The following is a 16,727-nucleotide window of genomic DNA, read 5'->3' as shown; positions in this document are numbered from 1 at the left end:
GCTCGATGACGTCCTCGCGCAGCGTCGTGCTGCGGGAACCGATCGCCCAGTCCTGGCGGCGTGCCTCGCTCGCCGGAGTTCGTCCCGAAACCGCGCTGCTCGACCTGCGGTTCGAGGAGGTCGACCCGGCCAGCAGGCTGCTCTCGGCGGCCGCGCCGGTGCTGGAGGACCTCGACGATCGTCTCGCCGGGACCGCGATGTCCACCGTGCTCGTCGACCACGACGGCAGGCTCGTCCACCGGTGGAGCGCCGACCGCGCCGCCGAGGACTGCTTCGAACAACTCGGCCTCGGGGTGGGCGCCTGCCTGCTGGAGGACGAGGTCGGGACCACCGGCCCGGGCACGGCGCTGGAGACCCGGTCGAGCATCGTGGTGCACGGGGAGGAGCACTACGCCGAGGCGCTGCGCGGGTTCAGTTGCTACGGGCACCCGATATTCCACCCGGTCACGCGCAGGCTGGAGGGCGCGCTCGACATCACGCTGCTGGCCGCACAGGCGAATCCGCTGCTCGCGCCGCTGGTCGCGAAGGCGGTGGAGGAGATCGAACGGCAGCTGCTGGAAGGCAGCCGGGTGTCCGAACGGTCGCTGCTGGCCGCGTTCCAGGCGACGTCGCGCCCGACCCGTCCGGTGGTCGCGATCGGCCCGGATCTGCTGCTGTGCAACCAAGCCGCCGCGGACCTGCTCGAAGGCGCGGACGTCGCGCTGCTGTGGAACCTGGCCGGCGAGGCGGCCGGACCGTCCGAAATGGAGACCGAACTGCGCTCCGGCCAGCGCGCCCGGGTCCGCGCCGAACCGGTGCCCGGCGCCCGGGGCGGAATGCTGGTCGAGATCCGCCCGCTGACCCCGACCGAGGCCCGCCGGACGCGCCGCCGGGCCGCTGTCGCGCCCGGTCCGGCGGCCGGGCACGTGCACATCTCCGGCCCGCCCGGAACCGGCCGCACCACCGAGGCGCGGCTGCGAGTGCCCGAGGAACCGTGCACCACGCTGACCGGCTCGGAAGCCGTGCTCGGCGGGTCGGCGGCCTGGGCCGCGCGCTTCACCGCCGCCGTTTCGGCTGGTACTGGGAGCATTTGTGTCGACGGCGTTGATTTGCTGCCCGCGGAGCTGGTCGACCTGGTCGCGACGCATGCCGCGCGCGGCGTCGGCCCGCATCTCGTGCTCACCACCGGTCCGCGCGAGGGGCTGACCGGCCCGGAGCGGGCGCTGATCGCGTCGTGCGCGGAGAACGTCGAACTGCTGCCGCTGGCGCACCGCCCGGACTTCCCCGAGGTCGCCGCCCGGATGCTGGCCGAACTCGGAGCCGCGCGGACGCACAACATCACGCCGGGGGCGCTGCGGATCCTCGGCTCGTACGACTGGCCGGGGAACCTGCCGGAGCTGCGCGGCGTGCTGAGCCAGGCGATCCGCAAACGGTCCGCGGGCGCGATCGGGCCGGGCGATTTGCCGCCCGCGCTGGTGGCGGACGCTTCGGGGCACGAGCTGGCTCCGATCGAACGAGCCGAACGGAACGCGATCGTCGCGGCTTTGCGGTCTGCCGGCGGGAACAAGGTGCGGGCGGCGAGCACGTTGGGGATTTCCCGGACGACGTTGTATGCCCGGATGCGGGCGTTGAAGGTGCCGGGGTAGACGGGTGGTTTCGTGGGCGTCTTGCGCCGGTGGTGATTGGGTTAGGGGAGCCGCTGCCGACATGTGATCGGTGCGGTTCGGTCGCATCCCGCGGAAACTCGCGCCCTTCGCCGGGCCGAAGTGGGTGCGCTCCAAGGCAAGCTGCCGGTTAACGGGAGTCCGCGGGGCGACTTTCCACCCGATCGGGTGACGTGGCTCGGCCGGGATCCGCGAGCCGAGGCACCGGTTGGCCTCCATCGACAGCCATGCGCCCAGCTCCGTTCCGAAAAGTCCACAAAGGACGGTTGAACGCGGCGGCCATCGATCCGCACGCAGAGCCCGCGGCCCCACCGCTTTGGCGACCGCCACAAGGCCGGGGCCGGATCTCTGGGCTCCCGTCCAAGGCTGCCGCGATCCGGCCCGACCGATACTGGCGTTCCTCGACCCGCCGCGGTCGGGATGCCGAGGTCCCCGGAGGTTCCCAGCAGATGACGCCGCCCCTGCCCCAGGCCGTGAACGAGGCGCTTGACCAGGCCTGTCGCACCGCGTTGCACGAGAAGTCGTTCGCCGTCGGGCTCTCGATGGCGGTCACCGACCGCGACGGGATCCTCGCGTCCGGCGCGTTCGGGCACGCCGATCTCGCCGCCGCCCTGCCGACGGCCGAGGACACCCTGTTCCAGATCGGTTCGATCTCCAAAGGCCTGACCGCGGCCCTGCTGTTGCGGGCGCGCGACGCCGGGCTGGTCGACCTGGACAAGCCGGTGACCGAGTACCTGCCGTGGTTCTCCGTCCGGTCCGCGCACGCGCCGATCACCGTGCGCCATCTGATGTCGCACACCGCCGGGATCATCGCGGGCACGGATGTCTCCGGCGACTCCGCCTTCGAGGTCTGGGCGCTGCGCGACACCGAAGCCACGACACCGCCGGGCACCTGGTTCCACTACTCGAACTCCGGGTACAAAGCGCTCGGCCTGGTCCTGGAAGCGATATGCCAACGGCCGTATCAGGAACTCCTCGGCGACTTCCTGGCCGAACTGGGGATGTCTGCTGCCGTACCAGCGATCACCCATGAGATCCGAACCCGCAGTGCCGTGGGATACCTGCCTCGCTACGACGACCGGGTCCCGGTCCGCGAAGACGGCGTGGTCCCGGCGACCTGGCTCGAGACCGCCACCGCGGACGGCAGCGTCGCCTCGACCGCGCGCGACATGACCGGGTGGCTGCGCGTGCTGATGGGCAATGGGTCGGCGGCGCTCTCCAAAGAAGCGCTCACCGATCTCACCAGCCCCGAAATCCGCATCGAAGGCGAAGACTTCTCCTACGGGCTCGGCATGATCATCGGCGAGTTCGACGGCCGCCCGCACGTGTGGCACACCGGCGGCATGATCGGCTACTTCGCGGCACTCGCCTACGACGTCGACGCCGGCATCGGGGCCGTCGTGCTCGCCAACGGCATGGGTCCCTGGCAGGAGACCGTCGTCCACCTCATCGCCGCGACCCGAGCCGCCCGCAGCGGCGATCCGGTGCCGGAATTCGCGCTGCCGGAACGGAAACCCCCGATGCTGCCCACGCCGGACGACCCGCCCGCGCACTGGGCCGAGGTCGTCGGGCACTACCGCTGCCACAACCCCTGGCTGTCCAATTTGCACGTCTACGCCCACGACAACCGCCTGTGGGCGTCGATCGCGGGCGGACCGCCGAACGAACTCGTCCCGCTGCCGGACGGTTCCTTCCGCGTAGGCGAGGACGAACGCCTGCCGGAACGGCTGAAGTTCGACGTGGTGCTCAACGGGGTCGCGGTCCGCGCCGACTACTGCGGTTGCCCGCTCTACCGCACCTTCACGCCGTAGGCGGTCTCGGCGGCTAGGCGCGTTCGGTCTTCGACTCAGCGGCAGCGGAGGACTACGCGCTCGGACCGCACCGGATGCGGCAGCTAACCCGCACTGCACGACGGCAAGCTGGCTGGCCGTCGTGCAGTGCGGCTACCAGCCGAGTTGATCCCCCAACCTCAACCGCAGCCACAGCACCAACCGCTCGTCCGGATCCGCCAGGTCGAACCCGAAGATCTCCTCCGCCCGCGAAAGCCGGTACCGGATCGTGTTCGGATGCACCGACAACCGCGCCGACGCCGCTGCGATGTCACCGTTCGTGTCGAGATACGCCAGGATCGTCGGCGCGTAGGTGGTCCCGTGCTCGCCGTCGTGCGCCCGCACCGCCGGGCCCAAGCGCCGCGGCAGCGAGGCGTCCCCGGCCAGCAACTGCGCCAGCACGGACAACGTCGCCCCGGCCCAAACCTCGTCGATGGCCGCCGCCTGGCACGGTTCCGGCGACGTGCGCTGCTCGGCCAACGTCCGCAGGACCAGGTCCGCGTCGGCCCGCGAGGAAGCGATCGACCGGAGTCCGGCGACCGTCGATCCGAGCCCGGCTCGCACTGGCATCCGCAGCGCGCCGTGTGCTCGCCGGGCGATGTCGGCGACCAGTTCGCGGTGCGCGGGGCCCTCGGGAAGCAGCGCGTAGACCGTCCCGTCGATCAGCGCGCAGCCGTGCCTGCCGTAGTGCGCCTCGCAGTGCAGGCTCACCAGATCGGCCAGTCGCGTCGCTGCGTGGGCGGCCAGGACGTCTTCCGGATCGGCGACGGCGAACGCCGCGACCGCGAACGGCGCGTCCGGGTCGAGGCCGAGCTGTGGGGCGACCGCGGTGACGCTGCTCGGGTCGGCCAGCAGCCGTCGCAGCAGGTCAGCGCGTCGCCGACGGACCACGTCGACCGCCGTGCGCGCGGCCAGGAGGTGCAGCGCGGCGATCTCGGCGGCGTTGAACAGCGCTAGTTCGGCGGCCTCGTCGAGGCTGTCCTCGGCGTCGACCACCCAGATCGACCCGAGCATCTCGCTGCCCGCCCGCACCGCGACGCCGAGCCGGGTCAACCCGCCCGGCAGCGACGGAAACCGGCAGGTATGCCGCGCCCGCGCGAGTTCGCGGTACTGGTTTTCGTAGTACAGCGGCACCTCCGGCACCTGCAGGCCGAGGATGCTCTGGCGGCGCCCTTCGTCGATGGGCTGGCCGGGCAGGGTCGAGTACGCCAGGATCCGCCGGTGCGGATCCTCGATCGTGGTCGCGCCGCCGACCATCCCGGCGATGGCGTTGGCCAGCGCGAACAGATCGCCCGCCGCCGGTGCGCCGGGCGTGCGCACGGCGGGTGCGAGCGCCGACGAGAGCATCGCCTCGAGGTGGTGCCACGGCACGGCTTCGTCGGCGGCGAGCAGCACGACCCCGGCGTCCTGGGCGGCGCCGGCAAGCTCGGTGAGGGGTTCGCCGAAGCTTTTCACCACCAGCGCTGAATATCCCACCGCCGCGTTGAGGAGATCTTTCGCCTCCGCCGGATCGGCCCCGACCGCGAGCAGGATCGTGTCCTGCCCCGGCGCCGCGCCGCCGCGCCGCTCGTGGATGAGCACGCCGGACACCGGCACCGGCCGGTCCGGCAGCGGGCTGACCGGCCGCAGCAGCGAAGCGCCGAGCGCGTCGAGGACCTGCGCGAGATCGGGCGCCACCGGGTCGAGCATCGTCACCTCTTTAGCCAGTCGCACAAAACATCCGCGGAATCTCTGGACGGGCACTGCACGCACCCGGGCGATCCGGCCGCGAGGCTGTCCGCATGCACGTTTCCCCAGGCGCACCCGCGACCGTACCCCCTCCGGCCCCGGACTCGGCCGTCTCGACCGCGGTGCGCGCCGCGAACCGGGCCGGCGTCCGGATCCGGCTGGCCGACGACCTCCGGACGCTCGACGCGGTGTCGCGGTTCCTCGCCCGGGTATGGCTGACCCCGGAATCCCAGCCGCCGTTCGGCACCGACGCGTTGTGCGCCGTCGTCCACGCGGGCGGCGCGGTGCATTACGCGTCGGACGACGACGGTATTCTCGCCGCCTCCGCGCTGATTTTCTGCGCGCCCGCGACCCGCGCGGTCTACTCGCTGATCGCCGCCGCGCGCGCGAGCGACCGCGGAGTGGGCTTCGCATTGAAACAGGCACAGCGGGTGTGGGCACTCGACCAGGGTGCGGAAACGATGATCTGGACCTTTGACCCGCTGGTGAGCCGCAACGCGCATTTCAACCTGGCAAAGCTCGGCGCGCGCGGGACCGAGTACACAGTGGACTTCTACGGCCAGATCGAGGACGGCGTCAACGGCACGGACGAAACCGACCGGTGCACCGCGGTGTTGTCGCTGCGCGAGCCGAATCCGGCGCAGCTTCCCGACCCCGACTTGACCACTGCGGAAATAGATCCGCGCCTCGCTCCCGACGGCGAGCCGTTGCTGGCCCGCGACAGTTCCGGATATTGGTGCCGAGTCCCGTCCGACATCGTCGCCATTCGCCGGTCGGACGCGCGACTGGGCGCGCAGTGGCGCTACGCGACCCGCGACGCTCTCGTCCCCTTGTTCGCCGACGGCTACCTGGCCACCGGATTCAGCCGGTCCGGCTGGTACCGCTTGACCAAGGGGGACCGGGCGTGAAAATCGAACGGATCGACCTGATCGAGGTCAGCCTCCCGCTCGTCCGTCCATTCCGGACTTCGTGCTCGCTGGACACCGAACGCAACACGCTCCTGCTGCACGTGGTGACCGACGTCAGCGAGGGCTGGGCGGAATTCGGCGGCGACCCGGAACCGGTGTACCACCCGGAATTCACCGCCGGAGCCGAGCGGATTCTGCGCGATCATCTCGTCCCTCGCGTCACCGCCTTGCCGCAGCTGACCGCCGCTCGGGTCGCGGGCGCGGTGGCTCCGGTCAAGGGAAATCCGCTGGCGAAGGCCCTCCTGGAAACCGCGATCCTCGACGCCGAATGCCGCGCCCACGCGATGCCTTTGTCGGTCTATCTCGGCGGGGTACGCGATCGGATCCAGGCTGGAGTTTCCGTCGGAATCACAGACACTCTGCCGGAATTGCTCGACACCGTCGCCGGTTACCTGGCCGAGGGATACGTCCGGATCAAGCTGAAAATCGAACCCGGCTGGGACCTCGAACCAGTACGCGCCGTCCGCGCCGAATTCGGCCCCGGCCTGGTATTGCAGGCCGACGCGAATACCGCTTATACCCTCGCCGACGCCGACCACCTGCGCCGCTTGGACGAGTTCGGCCTGGTCCAGCTCGAACAACCGCTGGCTGCGGACGACCTCGGCGGACACGTCGAACTCGCGAAACTCCTGCGCACCCCGATCTGCCTGGACGAGTCGATCTGCTCCGCCCGCGACGCCGCGTTCGCGATCCGCTCGGGGGCGTGCCGGATCATCAATGTCAAACCCAGCCGCGTCGGCGGCTACCTGGAAGCGCGCCGGATCCACGACGTGTGTGCCGCACACGGAATCCCGGTGTGGTGCGGCGGAATGCTCGAAACGGGAATCGGCCGCGCGCAGAACCTCGCCCTCGCCGCGCTGCCAGGTTTCGTGCTGCCCAATGATATCTCAGCGTCGAGCCGTTACTACGCCACGGATCTCACCGCGCCGTTCACGCTCGAAGACGGCTGTCTGTCCGTTCCGGACGGACCGGGCGGTGGGGTCGCGGTGGATCCGGTCGCGTTGCGCGAGCATACCGTTGCTTCGCAGACACTTTTCGCCGTTTGAGGAAGACGTGCGAGCTGACCGAGGATGGAAGGCGCGGCCGCTGAGACCGATGGACGCGTTCATGGGCGCATCGATCCGCGACATTCGATAAGACCTCCGGGCGGTTGCTGTGTCCCCAGCGCGGCAGCCGCCCGGACCCCCAGCGAACCGACGACCGCGCCCGCGCCCGCGCCGACGGTGCCCATCGCGACGGCTCCGCCAGCCGCTTCGCAAGCGGCGTAACCGAAATCGGCGTCCGGCCGACTGTCCCAGCAAGTTTCGGACGCTGGACTCGTCCAGGCGCTGGTCGGGTGCTCAGGCGTTCGCGAGACGCAGACGTTCCGCTGCCTGCTCCCGCAGCGCGGCACCGCACATCGGCGGATCCCCGTGCAATGCTTCCCATCGTGCATTGTGCGCGGCGGGCCACAAGCTCGCCGCCCACGCGACTTCCCGTTCGGCTGGGGAGAACCGGCGGCCGCGGAAGTCCTGATAGGACTCCAGGAACGCGGCGGAACTCTCGATCGGCGCCAGCGTCGGCGGGGTCGTGCTCGGGAACGTCCCGCTCGCCGCTCCCGTGAGGGCTGCTTCCGGTTGCCATGCCAGGCTGTCCCAGTCATGTACCGTCCAGCCTTCGTTGATATCCCAGCGGAGGTTCTGCGCTTCGAAATCTCCGTGCCCGAGGACGTTCGGCAGCTCGGCGGCGAGCAGTCGTCGGCGCGCTCGGTCGGCGGTTTCGGTTACCTCATGCGGAACGAGACGCTGGTCTCGTTCGTCCAGGAAGTCGATCGCTGGCCACAGGCCAGGGTCGTGATGGTCCCAGCGCAACCACCGGGGATTCGGCAGCGGTGGCGGGACGGAGATCCCGTCGAGGGCGCCCAGCAGCAGGGCGAAGACCTCGGCGTAACGCACGGCAATCTCCGGTGAATCGCAGGGGATTACTTCGCCACCGGGGCGGTATTCCTCAGCGTGCACGGCCAGGGAGCCTTTGCGGATGACCGGCGTCAAGGGGCGTGCGCAGGGGAAGCCCCGCGCAGCCAGTTGGGCTTGCGCCGCGACGCACGACTCTGCGCGGCCGTCGTCCGGACGGGCTTTGAGGACGATCTTCCGGCCGTCAGCGAGCCGCAGGCCGTGCACTGTCGAGACTTGTTCTGCCTTGAACAGCACGTCGACCGGCGCGGTGCCGAGGTGGGCGAGACACCAATCCGACAGCCATTGTTCCAACTATTCGACTCCCGGTGCGGTCGCGCGTCGCTCGGTGGACCGGCGTTCGATGGCTTCCGCGACGCCGTCGATCGCCTGGCGGATCATCGCACCGTATCCGTCGTCGGCGAGTGCGTCCTGGCGTTGTCGCGCTGCGGCGAGCTGTTCCGCCGCAGCGGAGAACGAGCCCAGGCGACGGAAGTTGTCGGCCAGGTTCAGGTGCAGCGACGGGTAGAAGCCGGCGATCCCCAGTCCGGCGTCGTGGGCCTGGACCTGCTCGTCGGTGACCGTCGCGGCGGCGTCCAGCGCTCTGATATCCCAGACCAGTGCCTCTGCCGGGTCAGCGAAGAGATCTGCCTTGTAGTGCGCCAGAACGCAGCGGTAAAACGGATCCCCGCCCGGGCCGATCTCGTCCCACAGTTCCTGCAGACGCGTCCGCGCGGCGTCGGTCGAGCCAGCTCGGCCTTGCGCCACCGCGGCGGTGATCTCGGCCATTGTGTCCGTCATACGGCAGTTCCTAATCGGTAGTAGGGATAGTTCTTCCGGCTCGTGACCGGGTCGGTTGGTGCTGGTCCGCCGGCGGGCGACGCCTGTGGGTTCCCGTCGTTCGACGACTTGTGAAAGAACGGCGCGTCCGCCGGTGGACTGGTGATCGTGGTGGTGGGATGTCGTAGCCCGAGTCCGCCGCAGGAGGTGACCTCTCGATGTGTTCCCGAGCTTCGAGCTCTTCGACAGAACGAGGACCCTGCGGTGTGCTGGAGTCACGAACGGCTACTGAGATGACGGACCGCCGAGTCCCGCGATTAGGGCGCTGCGTGACCCCGCCTGGACCCGTGAGCAGCAGCAACAGGAAAGGAAACGTGACGGTTTGACACTGTTCTGCGGCATCGACTGGGCCGAATCCCACCACGACGTCGCCATCATCGACGACACCGCAACCGTGATCGCCAAAGCCCGCATCGGCGACGACGCCACCGGGTTCGCCCGGCTGCTCGACCTGCTCGCCGAGGCCGGAGACACCGCCGACGCGCAGATCCCGGTCGGCATCGAAACCGACCACGGGCTGCTCGTCGCCGCGCTGCGCTCCACCGGCCGCACCATTTACGCGATCAACCCCCTCTCGGCATCGCGCTACCGGGCCCGGCACCAGGTGTCGGGCGCGAAGTCCGACGCCGCGGACGCCGCGCTGCTGGCCAACATCGTGCGCACCGACGCGGCCGCGCACCGACCGCTGCCGGCCGACACCGAACTGGCCCAAGCGGTGCGGGTGCTGGCACGAGCGCAACAGGACGCGGTCTGGGCCCGCCAGCAGCTGGGCAACCAGCTCCGGTCGCTGCTCAAGGAGTTCTACCCCGCGGCGCTGGAAGCGTTCGCCGGACAGCCCGAGGGCGGCCTGGCCCGCCGCGACGCCCGCACCGTCCTCGCCGCCGCCCCGACACCCGCGCTCGCAGCGACACTGACCCGCGCCCGGCTGCGGACACTGCTGACCAAGGCCGGACGCCGCCGCAACGTCGATGCCGACGTCGACCGCCTCCACGGCGTGTTCCGGTCCGAGCGGCTGCGGCAACCGCCGATCGTGGAGAACGCGATGGGCATCCAGTTTTCGGCTCTGCTGAGCCAATTCGAGGCCGCCTGCGCCGCCTCCGACAGTCTGGCGGAGGCGGCACGGACACATTTTGAACAGCACCCGGACGCCACGATCATCACCAGCTTCCCCGGCCTCGGACTGCTGGCCGGCGCCCGGGTGCTCGCCGAAATCGGAGACGACCGCACCCGCTTCACCGATCCCCGCGGACTGAAGGCCTACGCCGGATCCGCACCGATCACCCGCGCCAGCGGCCGAAAAACCGTGGTCTCGCACCGCCACATCAAAAACCGCCGCCTCGCCGCAGTCGGACCCGTCTGGGCGCTCGCCTCGCTGCGAGCCAGCCCCGGCGCACGACGCCACTTCGACACCCGCCGCGCCGCCGGAGACTGGAACCACCAAGCCCAACGCCACCTGTTCAACAAATTCCTCGGACAACTCCACCACTGCCTGCAGACGGACCGCCTCTACGACGAACACCAAGCCTTCCCACCTCCTCCAGCCCACACGGCTTGACTTCTAACAACCTGAGATGTCTTTCACTGGCATGGCAAGGGTGGTCAGGTCGCCGTCGTCGGCGGAGCGCACGACTACCGGCAGGTGCGGGCCCGCGACGTCCAGCATCACGTCCGGTCCGACTGCGGTGCTGATCGCCGGGTGCAGCGTGCTGACGGCGAAGGAGAGCGTGATCGGCGGGCCCGTGACGTCCGCGGGGATTCTTTCGATGCCCACCGTGATCGCGGTGGCGGAGAGGTCTAGTTGGATCTGCGCGGTGTATTGGCGCTCCAGACCTGCCACGAGCGCGTTACGAGATATCACCGCCCGCGTAAGGACTTCTGGCAGCGACGCGAGCATCAGCCGGTAGTCGGGAAAGTCCTCGGAAAGTGTGCGGCAGGTTCGTACCGCGTCGTCGCCCTGGAACCAGATCTCGTCGGCGCGGACGCTCAGGTGCAGGTCGTGTTGACGGCGCGTCCATGGCATCGCGAGCCGCAGGTCGTCGGCGTCTGCGGTGGCGGTCCAGGTGGACGCGCTCGGCTCGGCGGGGACCAGCGTGCGGGTCGAGAGCCGGTACCGGTCGGTGGCGGTGAGCACGATCGCCGCGGGGGAGACTTCCAGGTGCACGCCATTCAGCACCGGGAGGTCCTGCGTGGTCGCGGTGAGCACCTGCTCGACGGCAGCGGTGAACACCGGGCCGGTGACCTGGACCGACGGTGCCGGTGCGGTGGCGCCCAGCGTGGCCTTCACCGCCGCGGCGGTTTCCCGCGCCTGCTGCACCTGAGATACCAACCCGGCGACGTGGTCGTCGATGATCCGCGCCGCCTCGTCCGGTCCGGCGGCGAGGACCGCGCTGACCCGCTCCAGCGGCAGGCCGATCTCCCGCAACCGCCGGACGAGCAGCGCGGCCGAGACCTGGCCCGGGGAGTAGTAGCGGTAGCCGGATTCCTCGTCGACCCGGATCGGCCGCACGAGGCCGGAATCGGCGTAGAAGCGCAGCGCGCTGGCGGTCAGGCCGCAGCGGCGGGCGAACGCTCCGATGGTCAGCAGGTCGGGCACCTGTCCATCATCGGGCTTCAAGCAGCTTGAAGGTCAACCCCGGTGCGCTTGACCAGGATATTTCGCCGATCGTGCTAGGCAGAGTCGCCGGGTCTCGGTGGCGGGTGTCGGGATCGCGCTGTCGGTCGAGGCTCCGTTTCCGCCGGACGGCTGTGCACCGTTGCGGACTTGCGGCGACCGTCGCGCCGTCCACCGTGGGCTTGTCGCCGGCTGCGCGATGACTCGGGTGCGGGCGATCGAGAATCCTGCCTGGTCGGTGCGTTAGGCCAGGGTGAGTGCGTCGTCGATGGTGGCGTCGAGGAACGCGAGGGTGTCGCGTCGGCGCGCCAAGGGGTTCCGGTAGCTGCGATGGCCTTCCTCTCCCGAGGTCCGCAGGCTCATGCTCTCCGCGATGATGCGGTGCCACCGCGGGTCGAATTCCTTTGCCGCATAACGTCCGGCACCGCATTTCGAGGTCAGTTCCCCGGTGGCCAGCAGGTGGTGCAGACGGCTCACCCCGAGCACCGCCCACACCGGGAACCATGGGCTCATGCCGACGGCCAGCGACAACGCGCTGGTCCGGCGGTTCTTCTCCCACCACGGACGCCAGTAGCGAATCAGGTTGTCGAGAGTGAACGCGCGCAGAGCGTCCTGATCCGCCCAGACGTCCACATCGGACGGTCGAGGGCCGCGCACGGCGATCCCGTGCCGGGCGAGTTCGCAGAACGTCACCGGGTTGAGGCCGTCCCGGCCCGATGCGGTGAATCGGCTTACCTGTGCGCAGGGGACGTCGGGGCATTCGTCAGGTCCGGCGGCAAGATCTGCCCAGGTGAGCACGGTTCCGTCGAAATGCGGCTCCGGGAACTGAGCGATCGTCGTGGCATGCGCGTGTGCGAGTGCTGATATCTCACCCGGCCCCGGACGCCGATCAGCGACCGCGACGAAATCGATGTCGCTGGCGGTGCCCAGCCGTCCGCGTCCGGTGCCGCGGGGGTGGAAGTCGCCGAAGCAGACCGAGCCGACCAGGTAGAAACCGCTCACCAGCCCGGGGGCGGCTCGGTCCACTGTGGACAGGAACAGGTCGGTGCTTCGGCGGACTTCCTCTGGTATCTCACTGGGCACGCCTGCCACGTTACCGAGTTACGCGAGTGCGACGGCGGGTCTCTTCAGTTCGTCGACACTGCCGGACATGCCCGTGCGGTCGTGCTTGGCGAGGTGGTCCGGTGGCCAGTCTCGCCAGGCGATCGCCAGCAGCCGCTCGACGTCCTCGTCGCTGCACCGGCGGCGGGCCCCTTTGGCCGGGCTGCCGCCGACGATGCCTCGCACCGCGACAAAGGGCGGCCCGGACGGCTGCTGCGGGCAGCGGCAGACGGCGTCCTCTCGTCGGTGTCGGGTGGTGGACGCGAGGTTTTGTCGGTGTCCGGGAGGCGGGCTGGTCGGTGTCGGGTGGTGGACGCGAGGCTTGTCGGTGTCCGGGGGAAGCGCGCTCGTCGGTGTTGGATGGTGGACGCGTGACTTATCGGTGTCCAGTTGGCGGACGAGAAGCGCGCCGGTGTCCGGTGCCGGGCCCGAGATTCCTCGATGTCGCGTGGCGGACTCGAAACTCGTCGGCGTCCGGTGGCGGACGCGAAGCTCAGCGTCGCCCGGTGGCGGACCCGAACCCCAGCCAGGTGTGCCGGTTTCCCCACCAGCACCAGCCGACTTTCGGGGCGTTGCGGCGTTCGCTGCCGTCGCGGCCGGTGCCGTTGCTGATCCACAGCGCGGGCGTGCGCGCGTCGAACTTGCCGTTCTCCTTGCGCAGCCGGGAGCCGATGGTCATGAAGCAATGGTTGCGTTCGAGCGCCGACGGCTGCTGCAGCACCCAGTGGATCCCCTCGGTGAGCAGCAGCGGGCTGCGTCCGGTCTTGGTGATCGCGGGCAGGGCTTCCTCGGGGCTCCAGTTGGCCATCTCGTCGCCGCGGTCGAGGCCCGTGACGAGGTACAGCGGGGCGTCGGGCAGGTCGATGTCGCGCGGTGCGAACTGGTCGACGTCCGGCATGTCGGTGACGACGAACCCGGCCTTTCCTTCGCGGCGGAGCAGCGGCGACAGCGCCGACGCGGGCGCCCGGTCCGGGTGGACTGCCAGCAGTGCGCCGTCCGCGTCGGCGTGGTCGGCGGCAAACGCGCGCAGGTCGTCGGCGGCAAGCTGCGCGATCTCGGGCACCCCCAGCGCGATCAGGTGGTCCGCCTGGTCCGCGAGCGAAGGGAGGGCAGCGATCGACAAGTGGTTCTCCTTCGGGTTATCTTACGTCGGTAGTAAAAGTATGCCTAGACTATCGATGGGTGTCAAGGTAAAATTACGTCGGAGGTAAGTTTTTGATGGATGTCGGCCTGCGGGAAGCCAAGAAGCAGGAGACGCGCCGGCTGATCTCCGACCACGCGACGCGCCTGTTCCTCGAGCAGGGCTTCGAGGAGACGACGATCGCCCAGGTCGCGGAGGCCGCGCGGGTCGCGAAGAAGACGGTGACCAACTACTTCGCCCGCAAGGAAGACCTGGTCCTGGACCACCAGGACGAGTTCGTCGCGACGCTGGCGGACGCGGTGTCCTCGCGGCGGCCGGGGGAGTCCGCGCTCGCGGCGTTGCGGCGGGCGTTCGAGGCCGCGGTCGCGGCGAAGGACCCGGTGGTCGGCTTCGCCGGGCTGGAGTTCAGCCGGATGATCGCCGAGAGCCCGACGCTGTCCGCGTGCCTGCGGGGCCTGCACGAACAGCGGGAACGGGCGTTGGCGCAGGCACTGGCGGACGCGGTGGGCAGCCCCCGGACGGACATCACCGTCCGGACGGCCGCCGCGGTGCTGGGCGCGGTGCACCACAGCCTGTTCCAGCGGATCGAGGAGCTGACCCTGGCCGGATGGCCCGTCGACGAGGTCGCGGAAACGGTCGCGGCGGAGGCGGCGCGGGCGTTTGACCTGCTGGAACCTTCGCTGGGGGGCTACGCGGTGGCGTGATGCGGCGCGGGCGTTTGATCTGCTGCCGTCGCTGACCCCTTCGCGGTGACTCGGCGCGGGGTGGGCGCTCGACCTGGACCTGTCGCTGGGGGATTTCGCGGCGGCCTGACGCGGGGTGGGCGCTCGACCTGGAACTGCCGCCGGTGGACTGCACCGTGGCCTGATCCAGTGCGGGCGTTCGACCTGCCGGGGTTTCGCTGGAAGACTCGCGGCGGCTTGATTCTCCGCAGGAGTTCCACTTGCTGGAACCGTCGCCGGGGGACTTCGCGGTGACCCGACTCGGCGCGGGTGTTCGCCTGGAACCGTCGGTGGGGGCACGGCACCGTGACCTGATCCGCCGCGGGCGTTCGACCTGCCGGAGTTTTCGCGAGGAGACTTCGCGGCGCCTGAGTCGCGGAGGGCATTCGGCCTGCTGGAGCCATCGGCAGGGAATCGCACCGTGGACTAAACGGGTTCGGCAAGACCACGGCGCTCCGAGACGTGAAACCACAGCGACGTCGCAGCAAGACCGGGCCCACCCCCAGGACCGCACCCCACCAGACGAGACGAAGCGACAGAAACCCCCCTCGCCCAAGCCCCCGAACCCGCCCAAAAAAGTTCCCCCGAGGATGTCGATCCGCGCGAACCCCGATCGTCGCTTGAGTGAGACGACCGGAAAGAGCGCAGGGGAGAGACGAAATGAGTGCCGGACGACGCGAATGGCTGGGCCTGGCGGTGCTGGCCCTGCCGACCGTGCTGTTGTCGCTGGACATGAGCGTGCTGCACCTCGCGGTTCCGCACCTCGCCGCGGACCTGCGGCCCTCCAGCACGCAATTGCTGTGGATCATCGACATCTACGGCTTCATGATCGCCGGGTTCCTCGTCACGATGGGCACCCTCGGCGACCGGATCGGCAGGCGGAAGCTGCTGATGATCGGCGGCGGCGCGTTCGGGCTCGCGTCGGTCGCGGCGGCGTTTTCGACCAGTCCGGAGATGCTGATCGCCGCGCGGGCCGTGCTCGGGATCGCCGGGGCGACGCTCATGCCGTCGACTCTCGCGTTGATCAGCAACATGTTCCAGGACCACAAACAGCGCGGCACCGCGATCGCGGTGTGGATGAGCTGCTTCATGGGCGGCATGGTGGTCGGCCCGGTCGCCGGCGGGTTCCTGCTGGAGCATTTCCGCTGGGGTTCGGTGTTCCTGATGGGCGTCCCGGTGATGATCCTGCTGCTCGCGACCGCGCCGAAGCTGCTGCCGGAATACCGCGACGCGTCCGCCGGGCGCCTCGACCTCGCCAGCGTCGCCCTGTCGATCGCCGCGATCCTGCCGGTCATTTACGCGCTCAAGGAAATCGCCAAGAACGGCTTGTCCCTGACCGAAATCGTCGTGCTCGTCGCGGGTCTCGCGGTCGGCGCGGTGTTCGTCCGGCGGCAGCGGCGGCTCGAACACCCGCTGTTGGACCTGCAGTTGTTCCGGGTGCGCGCGTTCAGCGCGGCGGTGGCGATCATGCTCGTCGGCGCGGTCACCATGGGCGGCGTGTTCCTGTTGGTCAGCCAGTATCTGCAGATGGTCGCCGGGCTGAGAACGGTCGACGCCGGGCTGCTGCTGGTCCCGCAGGCGCTCGCGGTGGTCGCCGGGTCGATGATCGCGCCGCGGCTCGCGCGCCGGATCCGGCCGGAATTCGTGCTGGGCTTCGGAATGCTGATCGCGGCGGCCGGAATCCTGTTGTTCACGCTGGCCACCGGGCCCAGCGGCGTGACTTTCGTGGTGCTGGGCATGTCGATCGCCAGCTTCGGGATGGGGCCGCAGGGCGTGCTGTGCACCGAAATGGTGGTCGGTTCGGTACCGCCGCAACGGGCCGGTGCGGCTTCGGCGATGTCGGAGACCAGTGCGGAATTCGGGATCGCCATGGGGATCGCGGTGTTCGGCAGCATCGGGACGGCCGTGTATCGCGACCAGATCGCGGTCCCGGCGCACGTGCCCGCCGCGGCGGCCGCTCGGGCGACCGACAGCATCGCCGGTGCGACGGAGGCGTCGGCGACGCTGCCCGGCGCGATGGGGGAACAGTTGCTGGCCACCGCGCGGGAGGCGTTCGCGTCGGGGTTGCACACGGTGGCCGGGATCGGCGCGGCGATTGTCGTGGTGTTCGCGGTGGTGGGGATGGTCGCGCTGCGGCGTGCCCCGGCGGCGGCGAAAGCGGAAGAACCGGTGCCGGTCGCGTCGTGACCGCAAAGCAGCGGGCCGGTGTTCCC

General features: G+C 69.9%; 13 protein-coding genes and 1 pseudogene. 7 read left to right on the top strand and 7 right to left on the bottom strand.

Features of this window, described 5'->3' with window-relative positions; all coding sequences use genetic code 11:
* The first annotated feature begins 5 nt into the window (after nucleotides 1–5).
* Together SSMG_RS29115 and SSMG_RS29110 are read left to right on the top strand one after the other, a co-directional pair.
* The gene (locus SSMG_RS29115) at nucleotides 6–1,625 is read left to right on the top strand and encodes a sigma-54-dependent Fis family transcriptional regulator (RefSeq protein ID WP_037718186.1); all 1,620 of its coding nucleotides are present in this window, start codon (nucleotides 6–8) and stop codon (nucleotides 1,623–1,625) included.
* Between the two features lie 467 nt (nucleotides 1,626–2,092).
* Nucleotides 2,093–3,454 (top strand): serine hydrolase, encoded by a 1,362-nt coding sequence (locus tag SSMG_RS29110; protein ID WP_100266920.1) that lies wholly within the window; start codon nucleotides 2,093–2,095, stop codon nucleotides 3,452–3,454.
* Between the two features lie 132 nt (nucleotides 3,455–3,586).
* Here SSMG_RS29110 and SSMG_RS29105 read toward each other — a convergent pair whose 3' ends face one another.
* On the bottom strand, nucleotides 3,587–5,161 hold the full coding sequence (locus SSMG_RS29105; RefSeq protein WP_009081947.1) for a CdaR family transcriptional regulator: 1,575 nt from the start codon (nucleotides 5,159–5,161) through the stop codon (nucleotides 3,587–3,589).
* 92 nt (nucleotides 5,162–5,253) lie between these two features.
* Between SSMG_RS29105 and SSMG_RS29100 the strand changes: the two genes are divergently transcribed.
* Together SSMG_RS29100 and menC are read left to right on the top strand one after the other, a co-directional pair.
* Nucleotides 5,254–6,108 (top strand): hypothetical protein, encoded by an 855-nt coding sequence (locus SSMG_RS29100; RefSeq protein WP_009081946.1) that lies wholly within the window; start codon nucleotides 5,254–5,256, stop codon nucleotides 6,106–6,108.
* Entirely contained in the window at nucleotides 6,105–7,214 is a 1,110-nt protein-coding gene (menC, locus tag SSMG_RS29095) for an o-succinylbenzoate synthase (protein WP_009081944.1), read from the top strand. The genes SSMG_RS29100 and menC overlap by 4 nt, the downstream gene beginning before the upstream one ends.
* Nucleotides 7,215–7,508: 294 nt before the next feature.
* Here the strand turns inward: menC and SSMG_RS29090 are convergent, their stop codons facing one another.
* Nucleotides 7,509–8,414 (bottom strand): phosphotransferase, encoded by a 906-nt coding sequence (locus SSMG_RS29090; protein ID WP_009081942.1) that lies wholly within the window; start codon nucleotides 8,412–8,414, stop codon nucleotides 7,509–7,511.
* Complete coding sequence (locus SSMG_RS44970; protein WP_009081941.1) at nucleotides 8,415–8,900, bottom strand: hypothetical protein; 486 nt, start codon at nucleotides 8,898–8,900, stop codon at nucleotides 8,415–8,417.
* Between the two features lie 361 nt (nucleotides 8,901–9,261).
* Between SSMG_RS44970 and SSMG_RS29080 the strand changes: the two genes are divergently transcribed.
* Complete coding sequence (locus SSMG_RS29080; RefSeq protein ID WP_009072274.1) at nucleotides 9,262–10,494, top strand: IS110 family transposase; 1,233 nt, start codon at nucleotides 9,262–9,264, stop codon at nucleotides 10,492–10,494.
* A gap of 3 nt (nucleotides 10,495–10,497) precedes the next feature.
* Here the strand turns inward: SSMG_RS29080 and SSMG_RS29075 are convergent, their stop codons facing one another.
* The 4 genes and pseudogenes from SSMG_RS29075 to SSMG_RS29060 all read right to left on the bottom strand — a co-directional run bounded on the left by SSMG_RS29075 (nucleotide 10,498) and on the right by SSMG_RS29060 (nucleotide 13,768).
* Complete coding sequence (locus SSMG_RS29075; protein WP_037715191.1) at nucleotides 10,498–11,532, bottom strand: MerR family transcriptional regulator; 1,035 nt, start codon at nucleotides 11,530–11,532, stop codon at nucleotides 10,498–10,500.
* 261 nt (nucleotides 11,533–11,793) lie between these two features.
* Nucleotides 11,794–12,633 (bottom strand): aminoglycoside adenylyltransferase domain-containing protein, encoded by an 840-nt coding sequence (locus tag SSMG_RS29070; RefSeq protein WP_009081937.1) that lies wholly within the window; start codon nucleotides 12,631–12,633, stop codon nucleotides 11,794–11,796.
* An 18-nt stretch (nucleotides 12,634–12,651) separates the two neighbouring features.
* Nucleotides 12,652–12,831, bottom strand: a pseudogene (locus tag SSMG_RS29065) (antibiotic acetyltransferase); the annotation flags it as partial.
* A gap of 313 nt (nucleotides 12,832–13,144) precedes the next feature.
* The gene (locus tag SSMG_RS29060; RefSeq protein WP_199786354.1) at nucleotides 13,145–13,768 is read right to left on the bottom strand and encodes a DUF5701 family protein; all 624 of its coding nucleotides are present in this window, start codon (nucleotides 13,766–13,768) and stop codon (nucleotides 13,145–13,147) included.
* 101 nt (nucleotides 13,769–13,869) lie between these two features.
* On the opposite strand from SSMG_RS29060, the gene SSMG_RS29055 reads away from it, so the two are divergent.
* Complete coding sequence (locus SSMG_RS29055; protein ID WP_009081930.1) at nucleotides 13,870–14,496, top strand: TetR/AcrR family transcriptional regulator; 627 nt, start codon at nucleotides 13,870–13,872, stop codon at nucleotides 14,494–14,496.
* A gap of 678 nt (nucleotides 14,497–15,174) precedes the next feature.
* Complete coding sequence (locus SSMG_RS29050; protein WP_009081928.1) at nucleotides 15,175–16,701, top strand: MFS transporter; 1,527 nt, start codon at nucleotides 15,175–15,177, stop codon at nucleotides 16,699–16,701.
* Nucleotides 16,702–16,727: the final 26 nt, after the last annotated feature.

Source organism: Streptomyces sp. AA4 (assembly GCF_000158875.1).
In the GTDB taxonomy this organism is placed as follows: Bacteria; Actinomycetota; Actinomycetes; order Mycobacteriales; family Pseudonocardiaceae; genus Amycolatopsis.
The sequence above is the reverse complement of the archived record's forward strand: the minus strand, read 5'-3'. Positions and strand labels throughout refer to the sequence as shown.

What these genes read in the sequence shown, in the direction of transcription:
- SSMG_RS29115 (WP_037718186.1), top strand. Translation starts at nt 6, where the DNA reads ATGACGTCCTCGCGCAGCGTCGTGCTGCGGGAACCGATCGCCCAGTCC.
- SSMG_RS29110 (WP_100266920.1), top strand. Translation starts at nt 2,093, where the DNA reads ATGACGCCGCCCCTGCCCCAGGCCGTGAACGAGGCGCTTGACCAGGCC.
- SSMG_RS29105 (WP_009081947.1), bottom strand. Translation starts at nt 5,161, where the DNA reads ATGCTCGACCCGGTGGCGCCCGATCTCGCGCAGGTCCTCGACGCGCTC.
- SSMG_RS29100 (WP_009081946.1), top strand. Translation starts at nt 5,254, where the DNA reads ATGCACGTTTCCCCAGGCGCACCCGCGACCGTACCCCCTCCGGCCCCG.
- SSMG_RS44970 (WP_009081941.1), bottom strand. Translation starts at nt 8,900, where the DNA reads ATGACGGACACAATGGCCGAGATCACCGCCGCGGTGGCGCAAGGCCGA.
- SSMG_RS29055 (WP_009081930.1), top strand. Translation starts at nt 13,870, where the DNA reads ATGGATGTCGGCCTGCGGGAAGCCAAGAAGCAGGAGACGCGCCGGCTG.
- SSMG_RS29050 (WP_009081928.1), top strand. Translation starts at nt 15,175, where the DNA reads ATGAGTGCCGGACGACGCGAATGGCTGGGCCTGGCGGTGCTGGCCCTG.